This window comes from Sulfolobus acidocaldarius SUSAZ (genome assembly GCA_000508305.1).
In the GTDB taxonomy this organism is placed as follows: domain Archaea; phylum Thermoproteota; class Thermoprotei_A; order Sulfolobales; family Sulfolobaceae; genus Sulfolobus; species Sulfolobus acidocaldarius_A.
In genome coordinates, this window is the sequence record CP006977.1 from 698625 (window position 1) to 724627 (window position 26003).

A 26003-nucleotide genomic window follows, 5' to 3' on the forward strand; every position below is an offset into this window, starting at 1 on the left:
GTATAATCTACTTCTAATGAATTTTAAGTTTTCCTAGATTTGATTTTTATTCTACCTGCAAGATTAAGAATCAATGCGAGTATTATTGATAACCGCTAAATTAGCCTATAACAATGTAAAAAAAGTATCCTCCTCATTAGGAGTAGACACGGATATACTAATGCTCAATTATCCAATAGCTTCATTAATGACAGTTGATTATATTGTAGAAAATTTAAAGGGTCTCAAGCTAGACAAATATGATTGTATAATTATTCCCGGACTTGTAAACGGAGACGCTAAAAAAATAGAGGAAGTTACGGGCATAAAGACCTATAAGGGTACTGAAGACATTAACGATTTACCTCTTATGATTAAAGCCCTAAAAAATGGTCTTAGTTTTTCTACAACTATTCCAGCAGACAAACTAATCAGTATAGAAAGAGAGAAAGAGGTCTCTTTGGAATTAAAAAGACTAGAGGAGAATGGTGATTACGCATTTGAGGTAAATGGATTGAAGATTCCCAGGAGACCACCACCATTTAGGATATTTCTCGAGGTGGATGGGACGAAACCCCTAGAATTATTAGAAAATGAGATAGAGAGGGTGGATAAACTAGTGGATGTCATAGTCATCGGGTTCCCATCTGGTCATGAGGATATAAGTGAAGTAAAAAATAAGGTAAGTAAGCTTTCATCTATGAAGCTTACTGGAATTGATTCTGGCTCCCCTAAAGAGTTAATAGAGGGAGTAAAGGCTGGAGCAAGTTTTGTATTCAATCTAAATGAGGAAAATATATCTGATCTTTCTGACATCAAGAGGGATGCAGTATTTATCGTAGCTCCTTTTAGCGTGGAAAATAAAGCTACTACAACATTGAAAATTAGAGATAAGGCAAAGCAACTAGGATTTGATAAGTTAATCCTTGATCCTATCCTCTCTCCTCCCATAACTGGATTAGTGGAAAGTCTATGCGAATATAAAACGGTAAGAGAAAACTCCAATGAGCCTATGCTTATGGGGTTACTTAATGTTACAGAACTTATAGATGTTGATAGTGTTGGAATAAATGGGATTTTAACATCGATTGCAGGAGAATTAGGTGTCGCTAATCTTCTAACGATGGAGAGAGGAAAAACTAGAGGGTCTTCGTATGAAATTAACACTGCTACCAAAATGATATCTATAGCACTTAATAAACGTAAAAATCCTAAAGACTTGGGGTTAGATTTACTAATTTTAAAGGACAAGAAAAAAATATCTACAAGTTTGAATGAGAATTCTGTGGAAATCATTAGAGTTTATGAATATTTAGAACCAAAGAATATGGATAAAGGATATGTAAAGATAGATAAGAATGATGAAGAGATAGTACTAACCTATTATGGCAAAGAAAAATTCAGCGTAGTGGGAACTAGTGGCTTAAGTATAGGAAGAAAATTTATTGAAAAAGCTAATGTCAACACTGAGCACGCCCTATATATAGGCTATGAGCTAGCTAAAGCGGAGATAGCCTTGAACCTAGGTAAAAATTATATTCAGGATAAACCCTTATTTAAACATGCTTATATCAATGCCTACAGTAATAAAAAGAAACACTGACAATTATGTTGTGTATATTGCGGTCATTCCCCCTTTAATCACTCATGGGGAGATTATTCAAAAACTAAGTAGTTCAATGGATATTCAAGATGCATGTAAGGGCTATTCTAAAGCAATGTGTTATTGTATGCTATATGGTGGTATTGTTGTTGAGTTTAAGAACGGAGAATTTACTCACATCACAGTTGAGGGTTTTGTTAGCAATGGTAGTAATGGGGATGTCTTTACTTTGAATAAGTTTTTGGAGAATCCATACTCATGCTACGCCTTTAACGAGGATGTGTTGTGTTTCTCCTCATCTAAGCCATTTGGTTCCTCTAAGTTTATAGATAATATTGGTTTAAGATATATTATTGATTAGGGGTATTCTATTAGTGCATAGCTATTTTCTCCCTCGTAAATCTTTACTCTTACTTTGAATTTTCTCTCTAATTTCTCATAAATATCTTTAGCGATTTCTGAGCCAATATATTCCACTGTGGGGAAATCCTCTTCTATGATCTTGTATTCCACTTTAAAGGGTCCCTTTAACTCTATCTTCTTAGCATCTCTAGAAGGGATAATGAGTTTATGATCCCATTCCTTAATTACTTCATGAATTAGGTTACTTAGAATCATAAAATCAATAACGAATCCTGAACTTTTATCTACGTCCTGTCCTTCAATCTCCACTGACAATTTATATGTATGCCCGTGAATTTGATCATTACCTTTGGATGAAAGTGTATAATGTGCCGAGTCAAATGAAAAGCCTTCAACTCCTATTATTACTTTCATTTAAAACCCTCCTGATGTTTTTATTAAAATGTTCCCATAAAGACTCACTTAAATATCTGATCTCGTCGCATAAAGATATTATGTTCCTATCTTTCTTTATACTATCTATAACCTGAGAAAGTGAAATAATTTCTTGAAACTTTCCTCTTGCTAAAACTTTATCTTCAAATTTTAATGAATCTTGACCAATAATATAATCTTTACCATTTTGCATAGATTCATATATTGAATAAGTTAATTCTTCTATGTTAACATTAAAGCCATTTACCTTATCATGTATCTCCCTTTCTAATGTATCGATTTTCTCTTCAATTAGGGACTTAAGCGAATCAAGTATTTCTATCTGTTCTTTGAAAGATTCTATGTTCAGAAGATTACTGTATTTGGAGTTTTTAAGGCACTCAGTTCCACAAGGTATATCTATTTCTACTATTTTTAACTTCTCTTTTGGTTGAGCATTAAGATAGTCGCTAATTATATTATTCATATGTAATAATAATTCATGCAAGTAATAAGTATGAATTCACTCTTAAGTCTGGTTAGAGATCTTTGTTCAAGTATAATTGACCATTATGGAAAGGATGTCAAGGGCATACTTATCGCAGGAGACGCATTAGAAAAGATGGATGAGGATTTGGAGATTTACATTATAGCGGTGATAAGTAAATTGAGAAGAGTATCGTTTTTGGCTAGGCAAGAGATAATAGAGTATTTTATAAACAAGTTGAAAAATAATCCGCTATATAAAGAGTATATACTATCTTATGGTCATAGACCATTGATCTACTCAATACTTATTGATCCTGATGAGCTAGACTATAATATGTCTATAGTATTGTATGCTATAACAAGAGGTAAGATATTATTAGATACAGATAATAAGATAAAGAATTTACTTCCTGAAAAAATTAGTATAATTGGAAAGAGTGTAATGAAAGTTGAAGACATAGATAAGGGTAAGGTGGTTGATCTATGAACAACAGTTCGTTAGCATCGGAATTTCTTACCAGGTCATTTAGGGATCTATCAGATTGTAAGAAGGCTTTTGAAGAAGGAGATCTATTAGGTTCTTTAAGACGGATGTATGAATTAATAGAAAATATTAGCTTCAGCATGTTAGTATTATATGGCTTTTATTACAGAGGACCACATAAGGCTCAATTTCTTGAGCTTTTAAGGAGTAAAGCAAGTGAAAAGGAGAATAAACTAATTGATGAGTTAGAATTATTGGAGCAAAGACTTTATGCCCTTCTCTTGGTAGAAGAGTCCTCACTGAAAATGTACTCTATATTAGCAAGAAACATAGATGTAAAAGCACTCATTAAAAAAGTTGAAGATTTATTTGAGCTGGCTAATACAGTTTTTGATGAGTTCCATAGTTGATCTTGACAATGCAACATGTAGTAGTGATATAATAGAGGCACTAGGATATTACTCATTGGATATAATCTATAGAATAAGTAGAAAAAACCCGTATTTCAAGTCGGTTATGGAAAAGTATAAGATCGAGATAATAAGAGAAGAGGGGAATAAAATATACTTCAGAATACGTTCTACTGGTTAAACTTTTACTCGGTATTGAGAAGGATCTTCGGTTTTAGTGAGAGAGACGATTATGTTTCTGCAAGTATATTAAATATCATGATTAACAGTGATGACTATATCGAGGAACTAAATAGTTTAATAAGAGGTAAAAAAGTTGCTGTTGTCGGAGCAGGACCAAACTTAGAAGAAGTCACAGAGATCGAGGAAGATGTCATTATTAGTGCTGATGGTGCCACAAACTATCTAGTGAGTAAAGGCATAACCCCTGATATAGTAGTAACAGACTTAGATGGCATTACAGTGTTCCCTGATTCTCTATATGTGGTTTTGGCTCATGGTGACAACTTAAAACTATTAGATAAAGCCAAAAGGATGAAAAGACTAATTGGCACCTGTCAAGTTATGCCTTTTGGAAGACTAAGATTATTCGGCGGATTTACTGATGGTGATAGAGCAGTAGTCCTAGCTAGGCTTTTCAATGCAAAATCTGTTACTCTATACGGTATGGACTTCGATTCAGGTATTGTAGGAAAGTATTCTAAGCCCTATTATAAAAACAATATATATTCTAGTTGGGTTAAACAAAAAAAATTAAAAATAGCTAAGTGGATAATCGAAAAATTTTTAAGTAAAGATTTTTAAGTTCTCAGTTAACTTTATTGTGGGATGTCTATTCTCGGTTAATTCGAAAAAAGTCAGGATATTTGATACAACTCTAAGAGATGGAGAGCAGGCTCCAGGAATAGACCTGACAGTTGATCAAAAAATAAGGGTGGCAAAGAGATTAGCTGAGCTAGGAGTTGATGTCATAGAGGCTGGTTTTCCAGCATCTTCTGACGGAGAATTCGAAGCAACTAAAAAAATCTTGTCTGAGGTAGGAGATCAAGTAGAAGTAACTGGGTTATCAAGGTCTGTAAAACAGGATATAGATAGAACAATTGATACAGGATTATCAAGTATTCATATCTTCATAGCTACATCAGATATCCATCTGAAATATAAATTAAAAATGACAAGAGAAGAGGTCTTAAATAGAATTTATGAGTCAGTAAGGTACGCTAAGGATCACGGATTAATAGTTGAATATTCACCTGAAGATGCAACTAGAAGTGATGAAGAGTTCTTATTGAAGGCAGTTAAAACGGCAATAGAGGCAGGAGCAGATAGGATTAACATTCCCGATACAGTAGGTGTAATGCACCCCTTCAAGTTTTATGATCTGATAAGTAAGATAGTTAAGGTAACTGGAGATAAGATAGTCAGTGTTCATTGTCATAACGATTTCGGTTTGGCTACTGCGAATTCTATAGCAGGTGTTATGGCTGGAGCTCGGCAAGTCCATGTTACAGTAAACGGAATTGGTGAAAGAGCAGGAAATGCCTCGTTGGAAGAAGTCGTAATGTCACTAAAGAAACTATTAGGTTATGATGTGGGCGTAAGAACTTACTTACTATACGAAGTGAGCAGATATGTTGCAGAGCTTACCGGTGTTCCAGTGCCTTACTTTAAGGCTATAGTAGGCGAGAATGCATTTGGACATGAGGCAGGAATACATGTTCATGGAGTTATTGAAAATCCTATGACATATGAGCCAATCTCCCCAGAAGAGGTAGGAAACTTTAGAAGGATCGCTTTAGGAAAGCATAGTGGAATACATGGATTAAAGAGATTACTGGAGGAACAAGGGATATTTCTAGATGATACTCAATTGAGAGAGGTTCTAAAAGAGATAAAAAGTTTAGCAGAAGCTGGTAACAAAGTAACATCAGCTGATGCCAAAGCGATAGCTATTAAAGTAATTAATAAAAAGATAACCGCATGATTAGATTTTTCTTACATTCGTGTTTTCTTATAGATAGGTTAATTCTAATAGATCCACATGATGGTGCAAGTATTGGTCTACCTAAACCTGAGACCAAAGCCCCTTTAGTACTTGTCACTCATGATCATTATGATCACAATGCATATGAGATAATACCCCATGACACAGTTAAGCTAAAGGAATATGGAGAATTTACCTTCAGAAACTATACTATAAAGGGCTTTAAAGTTTATCACGATAAAGAAAAAGGCAGGAGAAGAGGAGAAACTGCGATATATAAAATTGTAACTCCAAATGGCTGCTCCATAGTTCATTTGGGAGATATTGGTCATATACCAGAGAATATTGAGGAAATAGAGAATTCAGATGTTTTATTATTACCAGTAGGAGGCGTCATAACTGTAAATGCTAAAGAGGCTAACGATATAGTAAACATTTTACGTCCTAGAATTGTTATCCCTATGCATTATTGGATTAAGGGTCATTACATGCCTCTTAATCCGCTAGAGGAATTTCTTGGGATCATAAAAGATAACAGAAAAATAGTGGAATTAGATGAAAAAGAATTTGACGAAAATACATTACAAGAAAACACTGTAATTATCTTTAAAGTTTAACTTTTTCTACCCTTGCAACCGGTACTGTCTCCTTGCTTATCTCATCCCTCACTAATTTCTCAATTGCTTTCCTTATTGCTTCTGATCTGTTTAAACCTGTTTTTATTGCATATCTATCTAACAATTCCAACAAATCTTCTTCCACCTTAAATGTAACTACTCTCATCTTTGTTATCCCGATATTATACTTCTCATTTGTATGGTTTAAGTATTTTCTGGAGTGGTATTTCAGTCTCTTATTTTAAAGAGGAATCCATTATGATAAAGATTAATATATTCCCGTTCATATATTTTTATCATGAGGAGAATACATATTGCCCACTATACACTTATCACTACCGGAGTGGATATATGAGGAGCTTAAGAGGAAAGCTGATGATATGGGTGTCCAGATTACTGACCTTGTAAAATTCTTTATAAAGATGGGTATAGAGGGATCTTTTGAGAGTAAACAGGGTGAAGAAGAGAAGAAAGATGATAAGTATGCTAAACTGGAGGAAAATATTATTTATTTGGAAGCGAGAATGGCACAGCTGGAAACTTTAGTGGGCGAGCTGATCAAAAAATTTGAAGAAGAGGACGAAGAAGAGGAAGTGGAAATTATAAATAGGGACATTAAGAAATAATTATATTGGGCCTGCGTGAAATGTCCTCGTGTTCCGAGGGCTTATGAGCGCAGGAGGGTCCTAATTTTAGGAAAAATTGATTATTATAATGATGTTACAGGGACGAACTGAAAAACTATATTATGATGACTTGATTCCTCGTACTGAATTACATAACAATTAAAGTTACAGTTCTCAAAATAGAGGTATTCCTTCTTACCTGAAATATTACTTTATTTAATTCATCTAGATTATCTGCTACAATTTCAGCAACTACATCATACTCTCCGTATACCGGGTTTGCTTCTTTTACTCCGTTTATTTTTCTTAGTTCATTAGAGACATCCACTTCTTTTCCTACAGCGGTTACGAGAAGAACATACGCCTTTACTGGCATAGTATAATTTTATATCATAAGAATATAAAATCTTTTTTATTTCAAGAGAAGTCTCTCTGAATCGAAAGATCTAATAACAAGTATTATTAGAACTACAGATATAATTGTTGTTACTAATAAAGAGAATATGGATTCTTGTATTGATCCGAATACATATGAGAGAAACCCAAGACTCAATTGAACATAAGGTATGATATATATTAGAGATAGAGGAAAGGACAGTTGTGCAGTGTTTATAAATAATGATATGAAGGAGGAAGCCATTCCAAAAGACAATATTAAGAAGTTAATTATTTGAATATTTCGTATAGATCCACCGAATATATAAAGAAGAGCTAAACTTAATGATCCAGTTAAAAGTATAGAAATTAAATAGGTTATGACTATAAGGGATAATAGTTGGATCATCTCTGTAAGATTTATAGCCAAACCAATACCGCTTACAGAAACAAAGATAATAGTTCCTAAAACATCACCAATGGAAGACAAAAAGCCCAGTAACGAGGCAGTCAGAAGTTTAGATATTATGAAAGAACGTACAGTTAGAGGTGTGGATAGTAAAGCCTCTAAGGTTCTTCTCTCTCTTTCTCCTGTTATTCCCTCTAGCAAGTAGAAGACTACTGGTGTCACGCTGGGAAACAATATCAAAGCTACTAGTCTACTTAATTGGGCTAATTGATTTGCTGATGATGTTGTAGTTGAACCAGATGACGTCTTATAACCTAATACTAAGTATATTGGATTCCTTATATCGTCTACTGAAACCGATGTGTTGGCAAGTTTCTCAAGTTGAGCTATCCTTTGACTTGAAATATTGACTAGAAGATTATATAGAGCATTATTCACAATATTAATTGCCTGTTGGTTTGAGGATATTATAACGTACAGTACTACATATGCTTGCCTACTTATGTTGGTCACATTATCGTAGAAGTCCTTAGGGAAAACTATTATTGCATTAGGAGTAGTCCCAGGACTCGAATTCATTATAACAATTGCACCACTAGATTCAATATTCTTCTGCACGAAATTTACGTAAGGAATATTTTTCGGATTTTGATTTATTATTTCGATAACAGGTTGTTGAGCATTCAATGTGGCAAATAAAATCAAACCAATTATTGGCAAGAGGATAAATGGTAATATTATGATCGAAACCAGTAACCTCTTGTCCCTTCTGATTTCCATTAATTCCTTTCTAAGAAACACTCTTATCATTCCCAATCGCCTTCAGAAAAGCCTCCTCTAAGTTTTTTGAGTTATACTTCTCTGTTATTTGCTTAGGCATTCCAATCTCCACAATCTTTCCTTTGTTTATTAAGGCTATTCTATCACACATAAAATCTACCTCCAACATATTATGTGAGGAAAAGAGTATTGTGGTGTTGATTGAGCGGGGAAGTTCTCTTATAATTCTCCTTATTCTAACTGTGGACTCGACATCAAGCCCAGTTGTTGGCTCATCGAGAATAGCTAATTTTGGTTTCACCATAAGAGCTCTTGCTATCATGAGCCTCCTTTTCATTCCTCTACTGTAAATTGAGGTCTGTTCATATATCTTATTTCCTAGATCAGCTATTTTCGCTCCTAACTCTAAGAATTCTTTCTCCAGTTCCTTATCTCCTTTTGCATATATCTGTGCAAATACCTCTAAATTTTCTATTCCTGATAACTTCTCATATGGAAATGCATCCTCGGGCATATAAGAAATATATCCTAGTTTTTTAGCTTCCTCGGGAGTGTATCCGAATATAGTTATGTCACCTTCGTATTTTTTCAGAATTCCTGAAATAGCTCTTAAGGTAGTTGTCTTTCCTGCCCCGTTGGGTCCAATTAACCCAAACACTTCTCCTTTGTACACCTGCAGAGAGATCCCATTTAGAACTTCTACGTTTTTATACTTCTTAACAAGGTTAGTAACACTGACAGCTATTTCGTCAGTCATTATACCATGATTCTTTTTGGGATGTTATATTAAATAGTTTTCAGATATACAGTTGTGGTAACAGGGAGTGTTAGAGATAGAACTATCGAGTTCCTACTGAAGTTTGCTGACAAGGGCAGATTAGTAATCTCAAATGCGATAGAGATAACGGAAGAGAACGAGAATTTAGAGCTTGGTGATTTCAGCTATAAAGCTCTAGTGGAGAGGCTACAATCTAAGGGGTTTTACTTTGATCCAAAGATGATTCTAAGAAGCTTAGAAAAGGAGTACGGTATTATTGAAACTAGTTACAAAAGTACCAATCAACATTGGTGGAGATTTATTGATAAAGATCAGGTTTTAGAAGTAGTGAAGGATCAAGAGGAGGTAGAGGATCCAAAAATTAGACTTATATTTCTTAAATTTTATTCCTTGGATCCTAAAGAAATAGAAAAGAAACTAGAGTTCATTAATCGGAAAGTTAAGCTCAGTGATATAGATAAGAAAATGTTCAGGACATTGATATTTGACCAAATTTCACAACTAACCGAGTTATATGAGGACGCTCTACAGTATGAAGAGACTCAAGAGGTTGCTAAACGTATTCAAAAAATATTAACTTTGGCATATACTATCGGTAGAAAAATATATGTCAGCAGGGAAAATATCAATAAGGGACTTTCTGAAAAAGAAGGGGAAAGAGAAAATAACTATGCTTACAGCCTACGATTACCCAACGGCAAAAATAATGTCGACGACGAATCTTGATGGAATCCTGGTTGGCGATTCCTTATCGATGGTCGTTTTAGGATATGAAAATACTCTAAAAGTTTCTATGAAAGAAATGCTAGTTCACTTAGATTCTGTGGTTAGGGCGAAACCTAGACAGTTAGTAGTCGCTGATATGCCATTTCTGTCTTATGAGGTTTCGGTCAATAGAGCAGTTAAGAATGCGGGATTATTTGTAAGACATGGGGCGGATTCTGTAAAACTTGAGGGAGGCGAAGAGATGGCAGATGTAGTGAGAAAGATTGTGAGGGCGGGGATCCCAGTCATGGGGCATATAGGGCTTACTCCTCAAAGGTTTTTGAGGATCGGGGGATTTAGGGTTTTAGGAAAAAGTAAACATGAGGAAGAGCAACTCTTGAGGGATGCTGAGGTACTGGAGGAGGCAGGTATCTTTTCTTTAGTCATAGAGAACACTTACGCAGATGTAGCAAAGAAGATTACTGAAAAGCTTAAAGTACCAACTATTTGCATTGGAGCAGGTTCCTATTGTGATGGTCAGATATTAGTTATTCATGACGTTCTGGGACTGAGCGAGTTTACCCCATATTTTGCTAAAGCATATACTAATTTGAAAGAGGAAATTCAAAAGGCTGTTAATAAATATGTTGAAGAAGTAAGGGAGAGTAAGTTCCCTCTGAAAGAAAATTATAAGGAGAGGGAAAGTTGATTCATTCTATCCGATATGAATCTTAAGGATTCTTTTAAAATTTCCTTGTTATTGTACTGGTTTACTATCTTTTGCAGTTCATCTCTATCGCTCTTTTTCATCTCTTTAGCTAAACTAATCATTTTAGGAAAGACTCTGATTATATTGTCTACTATTGTCAATGACGCCATTTGTGAGGTTCTTGAGAGCGGATTAATATCTATAGCTATAACTTTCTTTCCCATCTTAACTAACGCTTCAGTTCTATCCCCATCCTCTAGCCCAACTAAAACAACGTCTGCTATATAAATTCCCTTTTTGCTCACCCTTCTCCTTTCACTGAATAGTTCAGGAATAACTGCAGAAGCGTCATCTCCTACTCCCAATACTTCCTTAGCCCCTGCTCTCTTTAAAACTTCCTCGATTTTCTTCTCCCTATCTAATGTTCTATAGAATAGATTTACCTCGATTTTGGCGTTTATCTCTTCTGCTAATCTCACTATATCATCTGGTACCAATGCTGCCATATTTCCGTTCACGGATATAACTGGATTCTTAGCAAGTAAGAGCATGGCGACTGCTGCTTTCATAGCCTTTAAAGCAAATTCTTGGGTTCTCTCTCCAATTAAGTAGTCAAAACACTCTCCTCGTCCGTGTGCTATTAGACCCTGCGGTGCTAGGTAACCGTCTTCTAATGCTTTTACAACTTTCTCTCTGATAATAAGTGACTCTCTTCTGGGATGATTCTCTGGTATCAATGAATTAACACTCCATTTGTCGCTGGAGTGTGTTGTATCCATTCCTTGTTACAATCACCATGCTTGATTATTAAGCCTTTCTTCTTAAATGAGTTCGGTATGTTTGAAATGAAACCTAATTCTTCTGTAAACTTCCTAGAGACTTCGAAAAACTTAGCTAGATCAGGATTCTTAAGAAATTCCTGAATGTATGTTAATGCGTTCTCATTTTTCCTCAACAAAACTGTAGTAGGTAATGCCATCTCTGGTTTACTACACACTTGTTCACTCCACGATACGTTGATTTTTTCTGCTTTACCTATCCCTGGTGCTCCTGGAACTTTCCTATACACTATCCCTCCTCCAATGTATTCGGCAATTACATCTCCTAGACCATTCTTGTTGATAACCTCACTTTCATGGGCGGTGTAAAGTGCTTCTTTCAAACTTGTTAGTCCTAGTTCATATGCCAGGTAAGAATAGCCTAAACTGATCGAACCACTTAGACCATATCCGAAGCCCAATGGAACTTGACTCTGAACTGAAATTTTTAGTTCACCAAGTCTCTTGAGAATTGCTAGATTTGGGAATTCAATTATTTTTCCGTTAAATTCCACCTCAGGTTTGTTTGATCTCTTTCCTCTAACAACTATCCTAGGTTCAACTACTAATCCTATACCTATAGAACCTGTAGTTAAAGGATTATTAGTGTACACTGGATACCAGACACCAGAGATGTTTAGCGGGACCAATACCTCTACATCCACGCTATAAAAAGGATTTGGTATATTATATTAATTTATACATCATGTCCTCATGATCGAGGTATATTAGACCATTTTTCTTGAGGAAGGAGTAAATGTTCAGTAACCTTTTAGGAAGTTTATTGTCCACCTCGTTCTTGTACAATCTAAAGTATACCAAGAGTAAATCCATCGTGTCCTTAAACGTAATAAGGGAACTATTGTCGCCCACTGGAAGGATGAATAGCTGAGGATGAGTAGTTGATCTAATATGCTCGTCTGTCACTATATAACCTTTCTCAAGAATTTGTTCGCAAAGACTCTGTTTTTGAGGTGATTTCGACATATTTAAGCCTCTGATTAGTCTTTCAATTTCGTCTAATCGTTTCAGGATTAAATCATCGTTCGTAGCGTATCTTCTTACTACCTTATTTTCACCTGCTAGTAAATAACTTAAAAAGTCATCATCCATATTACTTTTATTGAGTTATAACGGAGGAAGAGGTAAATGAAAATTAAAGTGAGGTACTTTGCTCTCCTGAGAGACTACACCAAAAAGAATGAAGAAATTATTGAAACTGAGTGTAAAGATGTTGCATGCCTTGTAAGCCAGCTTGAAAAAGTATATGGAAAAGAGTTTGGCAGGGTGGTTAGAGAGGGTTTTGGTCCAGTTAGGATTGTCATATTAGTTAATGGTAAGGTCAATAATGAAATAAGAGAGGGTGATGAAGTTGCTCTTTTGCCACCTCCAGCGGGAGGCGAATTATTTGTGAATTCCCGCTTTAATCTATTAGAGGAGATTAGAAAATTTAGGGCAGAGGCAACAGAGGAAGTGGGATCTATGGTTATATATCTAGGAATAGTTAAAGGGGCAATTGAGGGGCATAAGGTTTATGAGCTAAGATATGAGGCATATAAAGAGTATACAGAAAAGAGGTTAAATGAAATAATAGAGAATTTGCAAACCAAATATAAGGATTTAGTCAAGATGAAGATTCTACATGTTGTAGATGATCTTAAGCCAGGTGACGATGTTTTCTTGGTTATGGCATTAGGACGTGGGAGAGGAGACACACTTAAAGCAGTTGAAGAGGCTGTAGAGCTAGTTAAACATACAACAGGTATTTGGAAGCTAGAAATCAGAGATGATGGAGAATATTGGGTGGTTGCAGGAAATACTAGGGTGAAAAGGGATGAGAAAGCCAGTAGCTCTTAGTATTGCAGGGATTGATACTGGTAATGGAGCTGGCGCTGAAAGTGATCTAAAAGTATATGAAATTTTAGGGGTTCACGGAGTTATTGCAGTTACAGCGTTAACTGCTCAATCAACTACAGGAATAAGAGCTGTGTTACCCACTCCACCTGAATTCCTGAAAACACAATTAGACACTCTATTTGATGATTTTGAAATAAAAGATGTAAAGATAGGTATGATTTACAATAAGGACCAGTTTGCTATAGTTAGAGATTATTTAAGGGATAAAAGAGTAGTTACTGATCCTGTACTCTTTGCTAAAGATGGAACTCAGCTTATAAAGGATTTAGAAGAGTATAAGAGAAATATTCTCCGTAATACGACTGTACTGACACCTAACATTCCAGAGGCTTCATATCTCTCTAGTATGAAAATATCATCTATAGAAGAAGTAAAATTGGCATGTAAGACAATATCTAAGGACTTTAACATACCATATGTTGTAATAAAGGGCGGTCATGCTGAGGACGATTACAGTATTGATGTATTATATGATTCTAACAGGGATTTATACTACGGTATCGGATATAAGAGATTAAACCAGAAGCATACGCATGGTACAGGAAGCGTATTTGCTACTGCAGTCTCAGCAGAATTATCAAAAGGTAACGATATTCTTACCGCATTGAGGCAGGCTAGATCATTATTACAAGACTCGATATATTACGGTCTTGAAATCGGTCATGGTATAGGTCCGATAGATCCCATGGTTCCTATTGTAAAGAAGAGTATGAAGTTTGATGTTATTCAAGAGATGACTAGGTTTTCGCAGGAAGTAGAGTCAGTTGATGGCTTCTACAAATTAATTCCTGAAGTCCAGTCTAATTTGGCTCACTCCATACCTTCACAATATGTACGTGGATTAGAGGATATTGCAACATTTAGGGATAGAATTGTTAAGAATTGGGATAACCGAGTTAAAGTTGGCTTGCCTGCAGTTTTTGGAAAACCTACGCATACTGCTAGGTTATTGCTATCAATTTTACCTTATGAGACCAAGGCATCAGTTTTAATGAACATAAGATTTGAAGATAAGATAGTAAATCTTCTCAAAGAGGTAGGGTACAATACGTTGGAGATAAACAGAGAATTAGAGCCAATGAGTAATGTAGAGGGAAAAAGCATGCAGTGGATTGCATCTTATATCCACGAAAATTATGGGAGAATACCAAACGTAATTTTCGATAGAGGTGTTAAGGGTAAGGAGGCAATGATTAGATTTTGGACATCATCGATTGATGAGATGATTGATACATTAAAATATCTCGCCAAAAATTTATGAGATATGGATTTAGAGAGAGTTCTTTCAGGAGGAAAGAATCTAGTGAGAACTGGTTGGATGCAAAGGGGAGTTCCTGGGGGAGTTGGCGAGACTATATCCCAACACAGTTGGGAGGCAGGTGTACTAGCATACTACATTGCCTCCAAACTTAAGGAAAATGGAGTGTATGTGAATGCCGAAAAAGCAGTAACTATAGCTGTATTTCATGATATTGGTGAAACCTTGCTTGGAGATCTGCCAAAATGGGCTACTGAAAAAATAGGAAATAAGAAAGAGTTGGAAAGTGAAGCTATCAGAATCCTTGGAATAGGTGAGGAACTCTTTAATGAATATAATTCTAACACAGTAGAAGGTAGGTTAGCTAAATTGTGTGATAAGCTTTCCACTTATCTTCAAGCCCTAAGATACTCTAAGCAGGGATATAATGTCAAAGAAATCGTAGAAAATTACAAGACTGAGCTAGAGAGAATAGTTAATGAGGAACCATTCAAAATTGTTAAAGATCATATTTACGCTATAGTAAATAATTTAATTTAGCGTTAGTCATATTAAATGCGATAATTATGAAGCTTTCACCAGGTAAAAATGCACCAGATGTGGTTAACGTTCTAGTTGAAATTCCTCAGGGTTCCAATATAAAGTACGAATACGACGATGAGGAAGGAGTTATAAAAGTTGATAGAGTACTGTACACTTCCATGAATTATCCTTTCAATTACGGATTTATCCCAGGTACGCTAGAGGAAGATGGCGATCCATTAGACGTATTAGTGATAACAAACTATCAGTTATATCCAGGAAGCGTAATCGAGGTAAGACCCATAGGTATTTTATACATGAAGGATGAAGAGGGAGAGGACGCTAAGATTGTTGCAGTGCCTAAAGATAAGACAGACCCAAGCTTTTCAAACATTAAGGATATTAATGACCTACCACAGGCTACGAAGAATAAGATTGTCCACTTCTTCGAGCATTATAAAGAACTTGAACCCGGAAAGTACGTTAAGATATCTGGGTGGGGATCGGCTACCGAGGCTAAGAATCGTATACAATTAGCAATAAAGAGAGTTTCAGGAGGACAATGAATACATTTTTTTTACTTATCCCTGGGTTAGTAATTGTAGGGATATTATCCTTATGGAATTTTTTGCAAGGTATATACTATTTATTGGGCAAATCGCAGAAGGATGACCATAAAACAACCTTTAATAAACATAAAAAAACGTTTAGTATCATAGTTGCTATAAAGGATGAAAGTAAACAAGTTATAGAGTCATTAGTGGAAAATTTAAAGAGAATTAAATATGAAAGATATGAGGTTATAATAGTTTCTGATGATGATGAGTCAAAATTCAGGGAGTATCTTGAGATTAAGTTTCCAGAAAATTTTAGATTAATAAGGAGAGAGAGTAATAGCGGAGGTAAAGCTGGAGCACTTAATTTTGCCTCAAGAATATCTAAAGGAGATTACCTAGTGTTTATGGACGCAGATGCGAGAGTTAAGGAAGATTTTCTTGAGCGTTTAAACAATAAAGACTATGTTGCATGTTCATTAAAAATAATAATTTATGATATCTCAACCAGTATCCAGTCATATTATGCGGAATTTACAGAGAAGGTTATGGATATGATGTTTAAAGGGCGTAGTAAATTAGGTCTACCTATATTTCCAAATGGCTCAGCCTTCTCTATCAGAAGGGACACTCTATTGAGTATAGGAGGATGGAAGGAAAACGCGATAGCTGAAGATCTTGAACTTGGAATAAGAATGTATTTGAACAACCTTAGGAACCTATTTTGTGACGATATTGTCGTATTTTTGAAATCGCCCTATACACTAATGGATCTTTATAATCAAATACAGAGGTGGTCATATGGTTCCTCACAACTTCTCAAATCATCATTGAAACTTCTGACAAAAGGTATCAAAGGATTTGAAGGCTTACTATATTCCCAACAATGGGTCATTTATCCTCTGTTTTTCACAGTTCTTGGTGTTTACGGAATACTTACACCCGTGTTTAATATAACTCAAACATACCTCCTGCTCCTCATCCTTATATATGGTATCTCTGTTGTTTTTTACTCTCAGGTACTAAACCAGAAAAGGGTTGATATTAAAATATTGAAGACTATACTAGACGCCTCCATGACTGGATATCTTAAAGGACTATTCGGTTTAAAGTATAAGTGGAGAGTAACTCCAAAAATATTAGATAAAGGGGGTAGATTAATCGAAGATAACAGTATTCCGTTAATAAGCATACCGTTTTATTTAATATCCTTTTTCGATGCATCTATGGGTTTTGTACTTTCAAGTATAGTAATTCTATTAGTTGCACTCATTGAATCTTTCTAGTCATGCTGAATGAATTTCAACTATATCTCCGTCTTCCAAAACGTGATCCGCACCTACTTTCTGACCAGGGAATTTCACCGATTTCCCCCAAACTCTTGCATACCCAAATCCTTCAGCTAATTCATTATGCAGTTTTCTAGCAACCTCAACAACTGTGGTTCCCCTCTTTACTATTAAGGGTTCCATGGAGGGTTTATCCTTTGGTTCTTTAGTGTAAACCCTTATTACATCAAGTATTTTGAATATTGCCTCTCTTAATCTATCTGTATCGTTTATTCTTATTACGAGTATCCCCTCTTCTGTGGTAAATTCTTCGTTGGATACTATTATTGCAGGTTTATATAGGCTAGTGCCGAAAACTTCTCTTTCAATATCATCAAGAGTTACCTCGCCTATTATTTTCACTAAAGCATTTCTAATACCAAAGCCCTCTAAATACCTTCTTACGTCGTCCTCATTAGTGTTAACTAATTTACCCATATTAACTATTCTTATCCCTAATCTCCCATACCTAGTTCTATCTATGATTACCTTCCCCTTTGGTTTTCTAAGAAAAATACCGTTGTTTTCTAGGTTGTCTCTTATTGATTTATATTCTTCCTTGTCCTTAACAACTATTAATATTCCATCGCTATTTTTTGTCAGTCCTAGAACTCTTCCTATTAGACTTTTTGCCTCAAATATTAGCGGAGGGGTATTTAGCAATTGAATCTGCACATCAAGGTACTTCATCATACCCGGTACTGGTAAATCCCGAGGATCTATTTTTACATTTGTGAGTTCTCTCATTAACCTATTTTTAAGCTCGTAGTCTCCCAATAACACAACCTGTCCAGCTCCCTCTTTTTCAATGAAGAATTGGAGACCCCTTTTTACTGAGGAGCTCTTCCTCCTCTCTAATTCAGCCTCGTCCTTGAGCTCTGCTAGTCTTCTTTTCGCCCAGTAAACTAGATTTTCTGTCCCTTTGTGCTTAGGTATTGCACTAAGGAACTCTTGAAGAGCCCTGATTTTCTCCTCTGGGGTTTTAGCGTCCATATATTTTATCCATTTAGCCTTAGCCTCAGCTGGTAAGTTAGTTACCATCTCTTTTTCTAATATAATAATTAGGTGCAATGTCTTGTAAAATTTTCCAACTTCTCCTTATTATGGGTAAAGCACATGTGGGTTGTTTCGAATATAGGTCTTTAATCCATTCTACTGTTTTTTTATCCCCAGGATATCCGCTTCCAAAGTCACCATACGTCTTCTTTAGCTCATTTATTATGCTGTCTCTTACTACTTTTGCTATTATACTCGCTGCACTTACCTCTACATATTTTACATCAGCATTATTTTCCACTCTAGGGGAAGAATTGATATTAATGATCTCTCTTTCCACAGCATTAGCATTACCAACTTTATCGACAGTCACTATGGAAGGATTGTAGACAGACATGGAGTGAATTATCTGTATCATAGCCCTATAGGTAATTTCATTGAGATTTTCGGAATCTATCTCTTCAGGATACGCTTTCACCACGGAAATAGCATAACTGTACTCTAAAATCACGCCGAAAAGATATTCCCTTTTCTTCCTGGTTAATTTTTTACTATCTTTTACACCTATTTCACTCAGAAATTTTAAAAAATTACTATCTATTGCGACGCCTGCTACGACCATAGGTCCTATAAGGGATCCTCTTCCCGCCTCATCGATTCCGACTAAAATCATATTCTTACTGATATTACTAATTTAGCACTCTTTTTTCCATTTTTCATCCTTTCATCTTGAAAACTCTCTGTAATCTTAATATCCTTTATTGTAGACATTAAAGAGGACACTAGTCTTTTTGCAACTCCTTTATTTATGAAATAGTAATCTATTCCCTCTCTACCTTCAATCACATCTGACAGATTGGTAATGACTTCCTCATTGAAAAAGGATTCAAATACAGTCCTCTTACTTTGTGTGAATTCCCCAGTTTTAGTTCTCAGTTGTATTATAGCCTCATAATATCGTGACTTCCTTCTGAGGCATGAAGGGCATAAAACTCTATCAACCTTTAAACTTATGGTCCTTGTAAGTCTAAAATCTCTATTACCTATTTTTCCTCGTATGTCTACATCTATGAATGGATGGTCATTATAATCTAACCATTGTTTCACTATTGTATATTCCACATCAGTTACGTTTGGATCTGTTTTGATATTCCTATCGATTTCACGATAAACTATGGAAGTTAAAGGGTCTTGATCTGTACTTTTTATCCACCTTCCTGAGACCCATTCAGATCCACAAACCTTACAGTATTTTCCTTGAATTTCAGTTGGTACTGTTATTAATTCCTTGATTTTCATGTAACAGTCTATGCATAATCTATCAATTAATTCCACGTTTTCTTTTCCGCATGATACACAAAAGTGTCTACTCACGATTCTAAGTTATATATTTGCGCAAATTTAATTCCTTTCACTTCAATAACTCCTTCCTTTGCCACAAATCCCCTTTTTATAGCTTCCTCCACAACTTTATTACCAACTATACTTACAGCTGTAGCACTATTTATCAGGGAAAAAGCATATTCTAACCCTACTTCTTGACCACCAAAGAACTCCTCATTAACCACTAGTCTAAGATTGTTCTCCTCAAATGTCTTACCTAAGGTTTCTCTTTCACAGATGTTAACAAGAGTGTAATTGTCTCTCTTTATGACGTTCAGTATTACTCTATCGTTCAAAACTGTTTCACCGGTGTTTGAGCTCCACAGGCTAAGCAAGATATAATCCAAACCTTCTTATCTCTCTTTAATATAGTATCAAAACTTCTGCATGTACTGCACTGTACGTACATTTTCAAAAACCTTTCCATAAGCATAGTCACTACCTGAGACGAAAATTTTCCTTGAATCACAAGTTGACCATTTTCTCCTAAGCTCCCAGGTGCAGCTAGTTCCTTAAGTAAATATCTCATACATAATTTATCCTCTCTCCTTATCCTATCACAATATTCGCTGAAGTTTCTGATTATCGTTGTATTTCCCACTTGTAGTACGATTAGGTTAGGTAAGTTTTGTTGCCCTGATTTTTGTGCCTTGTCTGGTAGCCTATCATATAATCTATCTAACAACTGCTCGTAATTCTTATCGACTTTGATTGTCACAACTAATCTTAAGAGTTTGAAGTTTAAAATACTTAATCTATGCGAGTGTACATTGAAACTTATGGGTGTGCTCTAAACAAAGGAGACAGCTACATTATGATGACTTTACTTAAGGACAAGGGGCACGAGATAGTTGACAATATACAAGATGCCGAAATCTTGGTAATAAACACTTGTGCTGTGAGGTTAGAGACTGAGGAAAGAATGAAACAACGAATCAAAGAGTTGAAAAAATATAATGACAAAAGACTGGTTGTGGCAGGCTGTTTAGCAAGTGCTGAACCTGCTGTCGTAGTGAGCTTAGCTCCTGAGGCATCTGTTATAGGACCACAAAGCGTGCAAAAGATAGTAGATGTAGTGGAGAACAGTAAGCAACGTCAAGTTTATCTGAATGAGGATAAGCCACTTATTACACCCAAGGTATTTGACGGTAAGATTGCTATATTACCTATAGCTGATGGTTGCGCAGGGGATTGTAATTTCTGTATAACAAAATTAGCAAGGAGAAAGTTAAGGAGTTATCCACCACATTTGATAGTCGAGAGTGTGAGAGATGCAGTTAAGAAAGGAGCAGTTGAAATAGAACTATCTGGTCAAGACACTGCAGCTTACGGGCTAGATCTGGGTCAGATTAAACTTTCGGATTTGGTGGGGAAAGTAACTGAGGTAGAAGGAGACTTCATGATTAGGATTGGTATGATGACACCTGAACAGGCTATGAGAAATATAGATGGAATTATAGAGGTGATGAAAGAAACCAAGGTGTACAAGTTCATTCATTTGCCCGTTCAGAGTGGAGACGACAATGTCTTAAAACTTATGAATAGAAAGTACACAGTAGATGAGTACAAAGACTTAGTTAAGGAAATACGTAAAAAGGTACCTATTGTGAACATAACCACAGATATTATCATTGGACACCCTGGTGAAGACGAGAACGCTTTTAGAAACACTTTAGAGCTAATGAGAGATATCAAATTTGAACGTGTTCATTTAGCAATGTATTCTATACGCCCTAATACTAGAAGTGCTTCCATGAAACAAGTTCCTGATCCAGTGAAAAAAGAGAGAATTCAAATTGCAAATAAGCTTTATGAGGAATTGGCGTATGAAGTGCACTCAGACTATTTAAATTCAATAGCCTCAGTAATTACAACAGAGTATGGAAGAAAGGGTTCTGTGATTGGTAGAACACTGAATTACATTCCTGTAGTCATAAGGCAAAATGTTGAATTAGGAAAAAGAATTAATGTGAGAATAAATGAAGCTTCCTTCTACGATTTAAGAGGCGAACCTATTTCTTAAAAGATTTTAAACTATTGAAATAAACTACATCACATGAATAATGTATATATATTATCTGCAGTTAGAACTCCTTTGGGGAAATTCGGAGGATTACTTAAGGATATTTCTCCATCAGAATTAGGGTCAGTTGTAATTCGAGAGGCTGTTAACAGGGCTAAAGTTGATCCTAAACTAATTGACATAGTTATAATGGGAAATGTTCTTAGAGCTGGTCATGGTCAAGATTTAGCCAGGCAGGCATCTATAAAAGCCAGTATACCTGCAAAAACAGACGCTTATTGTGTAGATATGGTTTGTTCATCAGGTATGATAAGTACAATAAATGCAGTCCAAATGATAAAAAGTGAAGATGCAGACATCGTTGTTGCGGGCGGAATGGAAAGTATGAGTAGAGCTTCATTCGCAATAGGTAGTGAAATAAGATGGGGAACGAAAATGCTCATGAACAAGTCATTAGACATTATCGATACAATGATAATAGATGGTCTTACTGATCCTTTTAATTTTAAGGTTATGGGTCAAGAGGCTGATATGGTAGCAAGAGAACATGAAATCACCAGAAGAGAGCTCGATGAGGTTGCTTATGAAAGTCACAAGAGGGCATCCATAGCCACAGAAAAGGGATACTTTAAAGACGAAATAGTGCCCCTTAATGTGGATGGTCGTATTGTAGATAAGGATGAAGGAATTAGGGCGGACACTACACCTGAAAAGCTTCTTCAACTCAAGCCTGCTTTTGGTTCTGACGGACTTCATACAGCAGGTAACTCGTCGCAAATAAGTGATGGTGCTGCTGCTCTGGTTTTCGTGAGCGAAAGTGCAGTCAGGAAATTCAAGTTAGAGCCGATAGCCAGAGTAGTGGGATATAGTTGGATAGGTATTGAAAGCTGGAAATTCCCTGTGGCGCCAATATATTCAGTTAAGAAGCTCCTGGATAAAATTAACATTCCATTATCTAAGTTTGATTATTTTGAAAACAATGAAGCCTTTGCCGTGAATAATGTGTTGTTTAACAGATATTTAGGTGTATCTTATGATAAGTTGAACGTTTATGGGGGAGCGATAGCACTGGGTCACCCTATAGGTGCCAGTGGGTCAAGAATACTTGTCACATTACTGAACGTTCTGAAGAAAATGAATGGAAAATACGGTATTGCGAGTATATGTCACGGAATAGGTGGTTCCACAGCAATAGCAGTAGAACTACTATAGCTTTTTAGGTTTTGTGTTTTAATTATGATTGGTGGTAGACTAGTTTGGCAAAGAAAAAGTCGAATACAGAGCAACCTACAAGAGAGGTTGTCAAGCCTATAGAAGGCGAGGTAATATGTGTTGTAAAGAAGCTTTTTGGAGGAGAACATGTACAGGTCATATGTACTGATGGAAAAGAGAGACTAGGTAGAATTCCAGGCAAACTCAAAAAGAAAGTCTGGATAAGAGAAGGAGATGTGGTTTTGGCTGCCCCTTGGGACTTTCAGCCTAATAAGTGTGACATAGTATATAGGTATACGGAAAGTGAAGTAAGAAGATTAGTGGAAGACAAGGTCATCAGCCAGGATGTGATAGAACAGCTCAGAGGATAATTCTTTGTCACGAAACAAAAGGAGAAAAGAGGAAAAAAGAATCAAAGATGCTGATTTATTTAAAGTGGTTGATTCCACTCTAGATACAAGAACTTATTCCGATTTATATTATATTTCAAGAAAATTAAATATAAAAACTATTTATGGTGCAGTTTCAGCTGGTAAAGAGGCAAAAATATATCCAGCCCTAACTGAGAATGAAGAGTGGTATGCAGTAAAAATTTATTATGTTTCTACTGCATCAAGCAAAAGAGCCATAGAGAGGTATACTTTTGGTGATCCGAGGTTTGAAGGTGTAAGGGCTTCAAATACATTAAAACTTATAGAAGTATGGGCTAAGAAAGAGTTCAAAAATCTCTCTAAAATGTATGATTCACATGTCTCAGTACCTAAGCCGATATACGTTCACAAGAACATTTTAATTATGGAATTCATAGGTGATAACGGTGTTAGAGCACCATTATTGAAGGAACTACGTTCTGAAGACGTCAATGAGGACTTGTATAAAACTATAATAGATCAAATTGTCATAATGGCGAATAAAGCAGAATTAGTTCATGGGGATCTAAGTGAATATAACATTATGGTTTTTGATGGTAAACCGTATATAATAGATGTTAGCCAAGCCATAGATTTGATTCATCCTAACGCGAGGGAATTTTTAGTCAGAGATATTCGAAATATTAATTCTTTCTTTATGAGTAATGGTATAAATGTGATGAGCGAGGCGGAAATATTAACTCGCTTTATCAAAATTTAATATGAGTAACTATGATGTATGTGACTGTACCAGATGAGAGGCTTGATTTAATTAAAACTTTATCAAAACGTATTGAAGAAATAAGTAATACTACCATTAATTTTGACGAGGTGACTAAACAGATCAGAGTTATTCCAAAGGATAATAATTCATATAACGCCATGAAAGTTATATCGGTAATAAACGCCTTAGGTTTTGGTTTCGAACCAAATGATGCTATGAGACTAATGAGTGATGATTATGGACTTGAAATCATAAACTTAAAGGAATTCACTAATTCAGTAAATTCTTTGAGGAGGATAAAAGGTAGGGTGATAGGTGAAAAAGGTAAAACTAAGAGGACAATAGAAGAATACACAGGTGTTATTGTCCTGGTAAAGGACCATGAGATCGGACTTTTGGGAAACATAGAGCAATTAAGTATTGCTAAAAGGGCTATCGAATTACTTATTGAGGGTAAAGAGCACAATACTGTGTACAAGTACTTGGATAAGGCAGAAAGCTACGCTATGTTATCTAACGCTAATAGAAATTTAAAGGAAGGTCTCTAAAAGGCTTAGTGCGTCCCTGTTATATCTTGTAGTATAGATTTTTATTACTTTTTCATAGCTGCTAAGAATTGTCTTGTATTTATCATCAGAAGTTATTTCCTTTAGTTTTTCTACATTGTTACTGTAAATATACCTAAAAACATTAAACAGTAATCTTTTAGGTTCGCTCAAGACCTCTTCCGTATTAAATAAATGGGGGCTCGGAGTCATGACCAATGTCAAGTGGGTTCCGTCCAATCTGGCTATCATTGCTATCTTATGTGCGCTATATTCCCTGGTAGGTGATTTTTTTGTCGCCTTTACTTCCACATAATATTTACTTCCATCTTTTTCTGCTTCTATATCATGTGTTGGTAGATCAACATACTTGACATTCATAAAATTCATATCCTGTAAAACTTTCATTGCTTTCATTTCCATAGCGAACCCGAGAATTATTCCCCTCGCCTTATCAATCGCGTACTCAATTTCATCATCAGTCAAATCATATTCTTGTCTTAACTCTTCTAATATTCTCACATGATATATTTTTAATAATCATTTAAAAGTTTTAGTATTAGCATTTAATTTTAGTCTCTCCTAGTTTTCTTTTTCCTTCAGATCTAATTTTAGATATTTCATCGCCTTTAACATTTATCGCATCATTTCCGAATCTCGAGAACAAATCAAGCTCAAAATTATATTCAGTGTAAACTCCCATTTTATTTAGTTTTTCATTAGCATCCTCTAGTGATTCAGAATCTTTGATGACTTTAGCTATAGGAGAAGTCTCATAAACTATTTTGGGTTCCATGAAAAACATCACTGCGGAGATGGGTGTAACAAAGACTCGTCTAGTATTGTTTCTTATGCTAACTTCCCCGTATAGTCCTCTGAAAGCTTCCAAGGGTATCTTAGAAGCTTCAGTTGTAACAACGTTTAATATCTCGTCTAGCTTTCGTGATATTTCCTCGTCTATTCCCTTTATATCCTTTAAACCACCTCTGCTCGCTATCTCTGCTATTCGCCTTAAGATATAATCTTGTTGTAGTTCACCATCACTACCAGCACCAATTGTGGCTAAAACAGATTTGGTTTTAGTTTCGGTTAAAACATTAAGCATGATGAAATCAATCAATGGACTTCCTAACGTTTCCTCACAACCTTTTGCCATTACGTCTCCTCCCGCATCTACTCCTACTATTACATCTATTCCTTCCTTTAACGCGAATTCATCAATCATTCGAGCTATCTTTCTAATTCCTTCACGAATACAAATTGAGTACCCCTCACTTATATTAAGGACTTTGAGTACTTTCACGATCTGAGGGATAACTACTCTACCATTTCTGATAGAATAAGAGTTCCTGTTCAATTTAGTAATTACATCATTCAAGTTATCTGCGTTCATGAACTCGCATATAGGTCCAGGTAAGGGATCCTCAATATACCTTTCCCATGTAACTGCTCCAAGTATAGTATCGTAACCTAGGCGTTTGTAATACTCATAAGCGATGTACGCTGATACTACATCTCCCCCTCCTCCCAGACCAAAGATAAAGGCTTTCACATGATTTTTAACTCTTATCCCATTTTATACTTTGGT

37 protein-coding genes are annotated in these 26003 nt (G+C 35.6%); 21 read left to right on the forward strand and 16 right to left on the reverse strand.

The genetic code is table 11. From position 1 onward, the window contains the following. Window positions 1–73: 73 nt before the first annotated feature. Window positions 74–1582: a dihydropteroate synthase gene (locus SUSAZ_04270; protein ID AHC51271.1), complete on the forward strand. Its 1509-nt coding sequence runs from the start codon at window positions 74–76 to the stop codon at window positions 1580–1582. Then, a complete protein-coding gene (locus tag SUSAZ_04275) occupies window positions 1554–1943 on the forward strand; it encodes a hypothetical protein (GenBank protein AHC52452.1) in 390 nt (129 codons plus the stop codon). The genes SUSAZ_04270 and SUSAZ_04275 overlap by 29 nt, the downstream gene beginning before the upstream one ends. On the opposite strand, the gene SUSAZ_04280 is transcribed toward SUSAZ_04275, so the two are convergent. Further along, a complete protein-coding gene (locus SUSAZ_04280) occupies window positions 1940–2359 on the reverse strand; it encodes a 6-pyruvoyl tetrahydrobiopterin synthase (GenBank protein AHC51272.1) in 420 nt (139 codons plus the stop codon). The two genes, SUSAZ_04275 and SUSAZ_04280, sit on opposite strands and share 4 nt — an antisense overlap. Further along, a complete protein-coding gene (locus tag SUSAZ_04285; GenBank protein AHC51273.1) occupies window positions 2337–2846 on the reverse strand; it encodes a hypothetical protein in 510 nt (169 codons plus the stop codon). The genes SUSAZ_04280 and SUSAZ_04285 overlap by 23 nt, the downstream gene beginning before the upstream one ends. A 15-nt stretch (window positions 2847–2861) precedes the next feature. Here SUSAZ_04285 and SUSAZ_04290 point away from each other — a divergent pair, with 15 nt between their 5' ends. From SUSAZ_04290 to SUSAZ_04315, 6 genes are read left to right on the forward strand one after another with little or no spacing between them, the layout of a single operon-like run. Continuing rightward, window positions 2862–3335, forward strand: a complete 474-nt coding sequence (locus SUSAZ_04290; GenBank protein AHC52453.1) for a hypothetical protein — start codon at window positions 2862–2864, stop codon at window positions 3333–3335. Then, complete coding sequence (locus SUSAZ_04295) at window positions 3332–3742, forward strand: hypothetical protein (GenBank protein AHC51274.1); 411 nt, start codon at window positions 3332–3334, stop codon at window positions 3740–3742. Before SUSAZ_04290 ends, SUSAZ_04295 begins: the two co-directional genes overlap by 4 nt. After that, window positions 3726–3923 carry a hypothetical protein gene (locus tag SUSAZ_04300; protein AHC51275.1) on the forward strand — a complete coding sequence of 66 codons (198 nt, stop codon included), beginning with the start codon at window positions 3726–3728 and terminating at the stop codon, window positions 3921–3923. Before SUSAZ_04295 ends, SUSAZ_04300 begins: the two co-directional genes overlap by 17 nt. Window positions 3924–3937: 14 nt before the next feature. Beyond that, complete coding sequence (locus SUSAZ_04305; GenBank protein AHC51276.1) at window positions 3938–4546, forward strand: hypothetical protein; 609 nt, start codon at window positions 3938–3940, stop codon at window positions 4544–4546. Between the two features lie 19 nt (window positions 4547–4565). Further along, window positions 4566–5726, forward strand: a complete 1161-nt coding sequence (locus tag SUSAZ_04310; GenBank protein ID AHC51277.1) for a trans-homoaconitate synthase — start codon at window positions 4566–4568, stop codon at window positions 5724–5726. Further along, window positions 5723–6343 carry a hydrolase gene (locus SUSAZ_04315; GenBank protein ID AHC51278.1) on the forward strand — a complete coding sequence of 207 codons (621 nt, stop codon included), beginning with the start codon at window positions 5723–5725 and terminating at the stop codon, window positions 6341–6343. Before SUSAZ_04310 ends, SUSAZ_04315 begins: the two co-directional genes overlap by 4 nt. Here SUSAZ_04315 and SUSAZ_04320 read toward each other — a convergent pair. Further along, window positions 6333–6509 (reverse strand): CopG family transcripitonal regulator, encoded by a 177-nt coding sequence (locus SUSAZ_04320; GenBank protein ID AHC51279.1) that lies wholly within the window; start codon window positions 6507–6509, stop codon window positions 6333–6335. The two genes, SUSAZ_04315 and SUSAZ_04320, sit on opposite strands and share 11 nt — an antisense overlap. Window positions 6510–6657: 148 nt before the next feature. Here SUSAZ_04320 and SUSAZ_04325 point away from each other — a divergent pair, with 148 nt between their 5' ends. Then, on the forward strand, window positions 6658–6969 hold the full coding sequence (locus tag SUSAZ_04325) for a hypothetical protein (protein AHC51280.1): 312 nt from the start codon (window positions 6658–6660) through the stop codon (window positions 6967–6969). A gap of 148 nt (window positions 6970–7117) precedes the next feature. On the opposite strand, the gene SUSAZ_04330 is transcribed toward SUSAZ_04325, so the two are convergent. From SUSAZ_04330 to SUSAZ_04340, 3 genes are read right to left on the reverse strand one after another with little or no spacing between them, the layout of a single operon-like run. Continuing rightward, complete coding sequence (locus tag SUSAZ_04330) at window positions 7118–7345, reverse strand: AsnC family transcriptional regulator (GenBank protein AHC51281.1); 228 nt, start codon at window positions 7343–7345, stop codon at window positions 7118–7120. 36 nt (window positions 7346–7381) lie between these two features. Then, the gene (locus SUSAZ_04335) at window positions 7382–8563 is read right to left on the reverse strand and encodes a sodium ABC transporter permease (protein AHC51282.1); all 1182 of its coding nucleotides are present in this window, start codon (window positions 8561–8563) and stop codon (window positions 7382–7384) included. Beyond that, window positions 8544–9290: a multidrug ABC transporter ATP-binding protein gene (locus tag SUSAZ_04340; protein AHC51283.1), complete on the reverse strand. Its 747-nt coding sequence runs from the start codon at window positions 9288–9290 to the stop codon at window positions 8544–8546. The genes SUSAZ_04335 and SUSAZ_04340 overlap by 20 nt, the downstream gene beginning before the upstream one ends. 54 nt (window positions 9291–9344) lie before the next feature. Between SUSAZ_04340 and SUSAZ_04345 the strand changes: the two genes are divergently transcribed. Both SUSAZ_04345 and SUSAZ_04350 read left to right on the forward strand, forming a co-directional pair. Next, entirely contained in the window at window positions 9345–10037 is a 693-nt protein-coding gene (locus SUSAZ_04345; protein AHC51284.1) for a hypothetical protein, read from the forward strand. Further along, window positions 9919–10725, forward strand: coding sequence for a 3-methyl-2-oxobutanoate hydroxymethyltransferase (locus SUSAZ_04350; protein ID AHC51285.1), 807 nt, complete (start codon window positions 9919–9921; stop codon window positions 10723–10725). The genes SUSAZ_04345 and SUSAZ_04350 overlap by 119 nt, the downstream gene beginning before the upstream one ends. Here SUSAZ_04350 and SUSAZ_04355 read toward each other — a convergent pair. From SUSAZ_04355 to SUSAZ_04365, 3 genes are read right to left on the reverse strand one after another with little or no spacing between them, the layout of a single operon-like run. Then, entirely contained in the window at window positions 10704–11504 is an 801-nt protein-coding gene (locus SUSAZ_04355) for a hypothetical protein (GenBank protein AHC51286.1), read from the reverse strand. The genes SUSAZ_04350 and SUSAZ_04355 overlap by 22 nt on opposite strands. Continuing rightward, window positions 11459–12208, reverse strand: a complete 750-nt coding sequence (locus SUSAZ_04360; GenBank protein ID AHC51287.1) for a GHMP kinase — start codon at window positions 12206–12208, stop codon at window positions 11459–11461. The genes SUSAZ_04355 and SUSAZ_04360 overlap by 46 nt, the downstream gene beginning before the upstream one ends. 22 nt (window positions 12209–12230) lie before the next feature. Further along, the gene (locus SUSAZ_04365; GenBank protein AHC52454.1) at window positions 12231–12656 is read right to left on the reverse strand and encodes a hypothetical protein; all 426 of its coding nucleotides are present in this window, start codon (window positions 12654–12656) and stop codon (window positions 12231–12233) included. Between the two features lie 36 nt (window positions 12657–12692). On the opposite strand from SUSAZ_04365, the gene SUSAZ_04370 reads away from it, so the two are divergent. The 5 genes from SUSAZ_04370 to SUSAZ_04390 all read left to right on the forward strand — a co-directional run bounded on the left by SUSAZ_04370 (window position 12693) and on the right by SUSAZ_04390 (window position 17080). After that, the gene (locus SUSAZ_04370) at window positions 12693–13400 is read left to right on the forward strand and encodes a molybdenum biosynthesis protein MoaD (protein ID AHC51288.1); all 708 of its coding nucleotides are present in this window, start codon (window positions 12693–12695) and stop codon (window positions 13398–13400) included. After that, window positions 13378–14721, forward strand: coding sequence for a phosphomethylpyrimidine kinase (locus SUSAZ_04375; protein AHC51289.1), 1344 nt, complete (start codon window positions 13378–13380; stop codon window positions 14719–14721). The genes SUSAZ_04370 and SUSAZ_04375 overlap by 23 nt, the downstream gene beginning before the upstream one ends. Before the next feature lie 3 nt (window positions 14722–14724). Further along, the gene (locus SUSAZ_04380; GenBank protein ID AHC51290.1) at window positions 14725–15258 is read left to right on the forward strand and encodes a phosphohydrolase; all 534 of its coding nucleotides are present in this window, start codon (window positions 14725–14727) and stop codon (window positions 15256–15258) included. 26 nt (window positions 15259–15284) lie between these two features. Beyond that, window positions 15285–15806 carry an inorganic pyrophosphatase gene (locus SUSAZ_04385; protein AHC51291.1) on the forward strand — a complete coding sequence of 174 codons (522 nt, stop codon included), beginning with the start codon at window positions 15285–15287 and terminating at the stop codon, window positions 15804–15806. A 146-nt stretch (window positions 15807–15952) separates the two neighbouring features. Next, window positions 15953–17080, forward strand: a complete 1128-nt coding sequence (locus SUSAZ_04390; GenBank protein ID AHC51292.1) for a glycosyl transferase family 2 — start codon at window positions 15953–15955, stop codon at window positions 17078–17080. Here SUSAZ_04390 and SUSAZ_04395 read toward each other — a convergent pair whose 3' ends face one another. Genes SUSAZ_04395 through SUSAZ_04415 form a run of 5 tightly spaced genes read right to left on the reverse strand, consistent with a single transcriptional unit; the run spans window position 17081 to window position 20219 of the window. After that, entirely contained in the window at window positions 17081–18163 is a 1083-nt protein-coding gene (locus tag SUSAZ_04395; GenBank protein ID AHC51293.1) for a TGS domain-containing protein, read from the reverse strand. Continuing rightward, a complete protein-coding gene (locus SUSAZ_04400; GenBank protein ID AHC51294.1) occupies window positions 18153–18788 on the reverse strand; it encodes a ribonuclease HII in 636 nt (211 codons plus the stop codon). Before SUSAZ_04400 ends, SUSAZ_04395 begins: the two co-directional genes overlap by 11 nt. After that, window positions 18788–19492: a hypothetical protein gene (locus SUSAZ_04405; protein ID AHC51295.1), complete on the reverse strand. Its 705-nt coding sequence runs from the start codon at window positions 19490–19492 to the stop codon at window positions 18788–18790. Before SUSAZ_04405 ends, SUSAZ_04400 begins: the two co-directional genes overlap by 1 nt. Further along, window positions 19489–19797 (reverse strand): hypothetical protein, encoded by a 309-nt coding sequence (locus tag SUSAZ_04410; GenBank protein ID AHC51296.1) that lies wholly within the window; start codon window positions 19795–19797, stop codon window positions 19489–19491. Before SUSAZ_04410 ends, SUSAZ_04405 begins: the two co-directional genes overlap by 4 nt. After that, entirely contained in the window at window positions 19794–20219 is a 426-nt protein-coding gene (locus SUSAZ_04415; protein AHC51297.1) for a translation initiation factor IF-2 subunit beta, read from the reverse strand. The genes SUSAZ_04410 and SUSAZ_04415 overlap by 4 nt, the downstream gene beginning before the upstream one ends. 39 nt (window positions 20220–20258) lie before the next feature. Here SUSAZ_04415 and SUSAZ_04420 point away from each other — a divergent pair, with 39 nt between their 5' ends. The 5 genes from SUSAZ_04420 to SUSAZ_04440 are packed head-to-tail and all read left to right on the forward strand — an operon-like array spanning window position 20259 to window position 24418. Further along, window positions 20259–21524 (forward strand): 2-methylthioadenine synthetase, encoded by a 1266-nt coding sequence (locus SUSAZ_04420; protein AHC51298.1) that lies wholly within the window; start codon window positions 20259–20261, stop codon window positions 21522–21524. 33 nt (window positions 21525–21557) lie between these two features. Further along, window positions 21558–22736, forward strand: coding sequence for an acetyl-CoA acetyltransferase (locus SUSAZ_04425; protein ID AHC51299.1), 1179 nt, complete (start codon window positions 21558–21560; stop codon window positions 22734–22736). Window positions 22737–22780: 44 nt separating this feature from the next. After that, a complete protein-coding gene (locus tag SUSAZ_04430; protein AHC51300.1) occupies window positions 22781–23107 on the forward strand; it encodes a translation initiation factor IF-1A in 327 nt (108 codons plus the stop codon). Window positions 23108–23111: 4 nt separating this feature from the next. Then, window positions 23112–23867: a serine/threonine protein kinase gene (locus SUSAZ_04435; protein ID AHC51301.1), complete on the forward strand. Its 756-nt coding sequence runs from the start codon at window positions 23112–23114 to the stop codon at window positions 23865–23867. Window positions 23868–23881: 14 nt separating this feature from the next. Continuing rightward, window positions 23882–24418 carry an RNA-processing protein gene (locus tag SUSAZ_04440; GenBank protein ID AHC51302.1) on the forward strand — a complete coding sequence of 179 codons (537 nt, stop codon included), beginning with the start codon at window positions 23882–23884 and terminating at the stop codon, window positions 24416–24418. Here the strand turns inward: SUSAZ_04440 and SUSAZ_04445 are convergent. Then, window positions 24401–24937, reverse strand: coding sequence for a hypothetical protein (locus SUSAZ_04445; protein AHC51303.1), 537 nt, complete (start codon window positions 24935–24937; stop codon window positions 24401–24403). The genes SUSAZ_04440 and SUSAZ_04445 overlap by 18 nt on opposite strands. Before the next feature lie 37 nt (window positions 24938–24974). After that, the gene (locus SUSAZ_04450; GenBank protein ID AHC51304.1) at window positions 24975–25967 is read right to left on the reverse strand and encodes a hypothetical protein; all 993 of its coding nucleotides are present in this window, start codon (window positions 25965–25967) and stop codon (window positions 24975–24977) included. Window positions 25968–26003 lie beyond the last annotated feature (36 nt).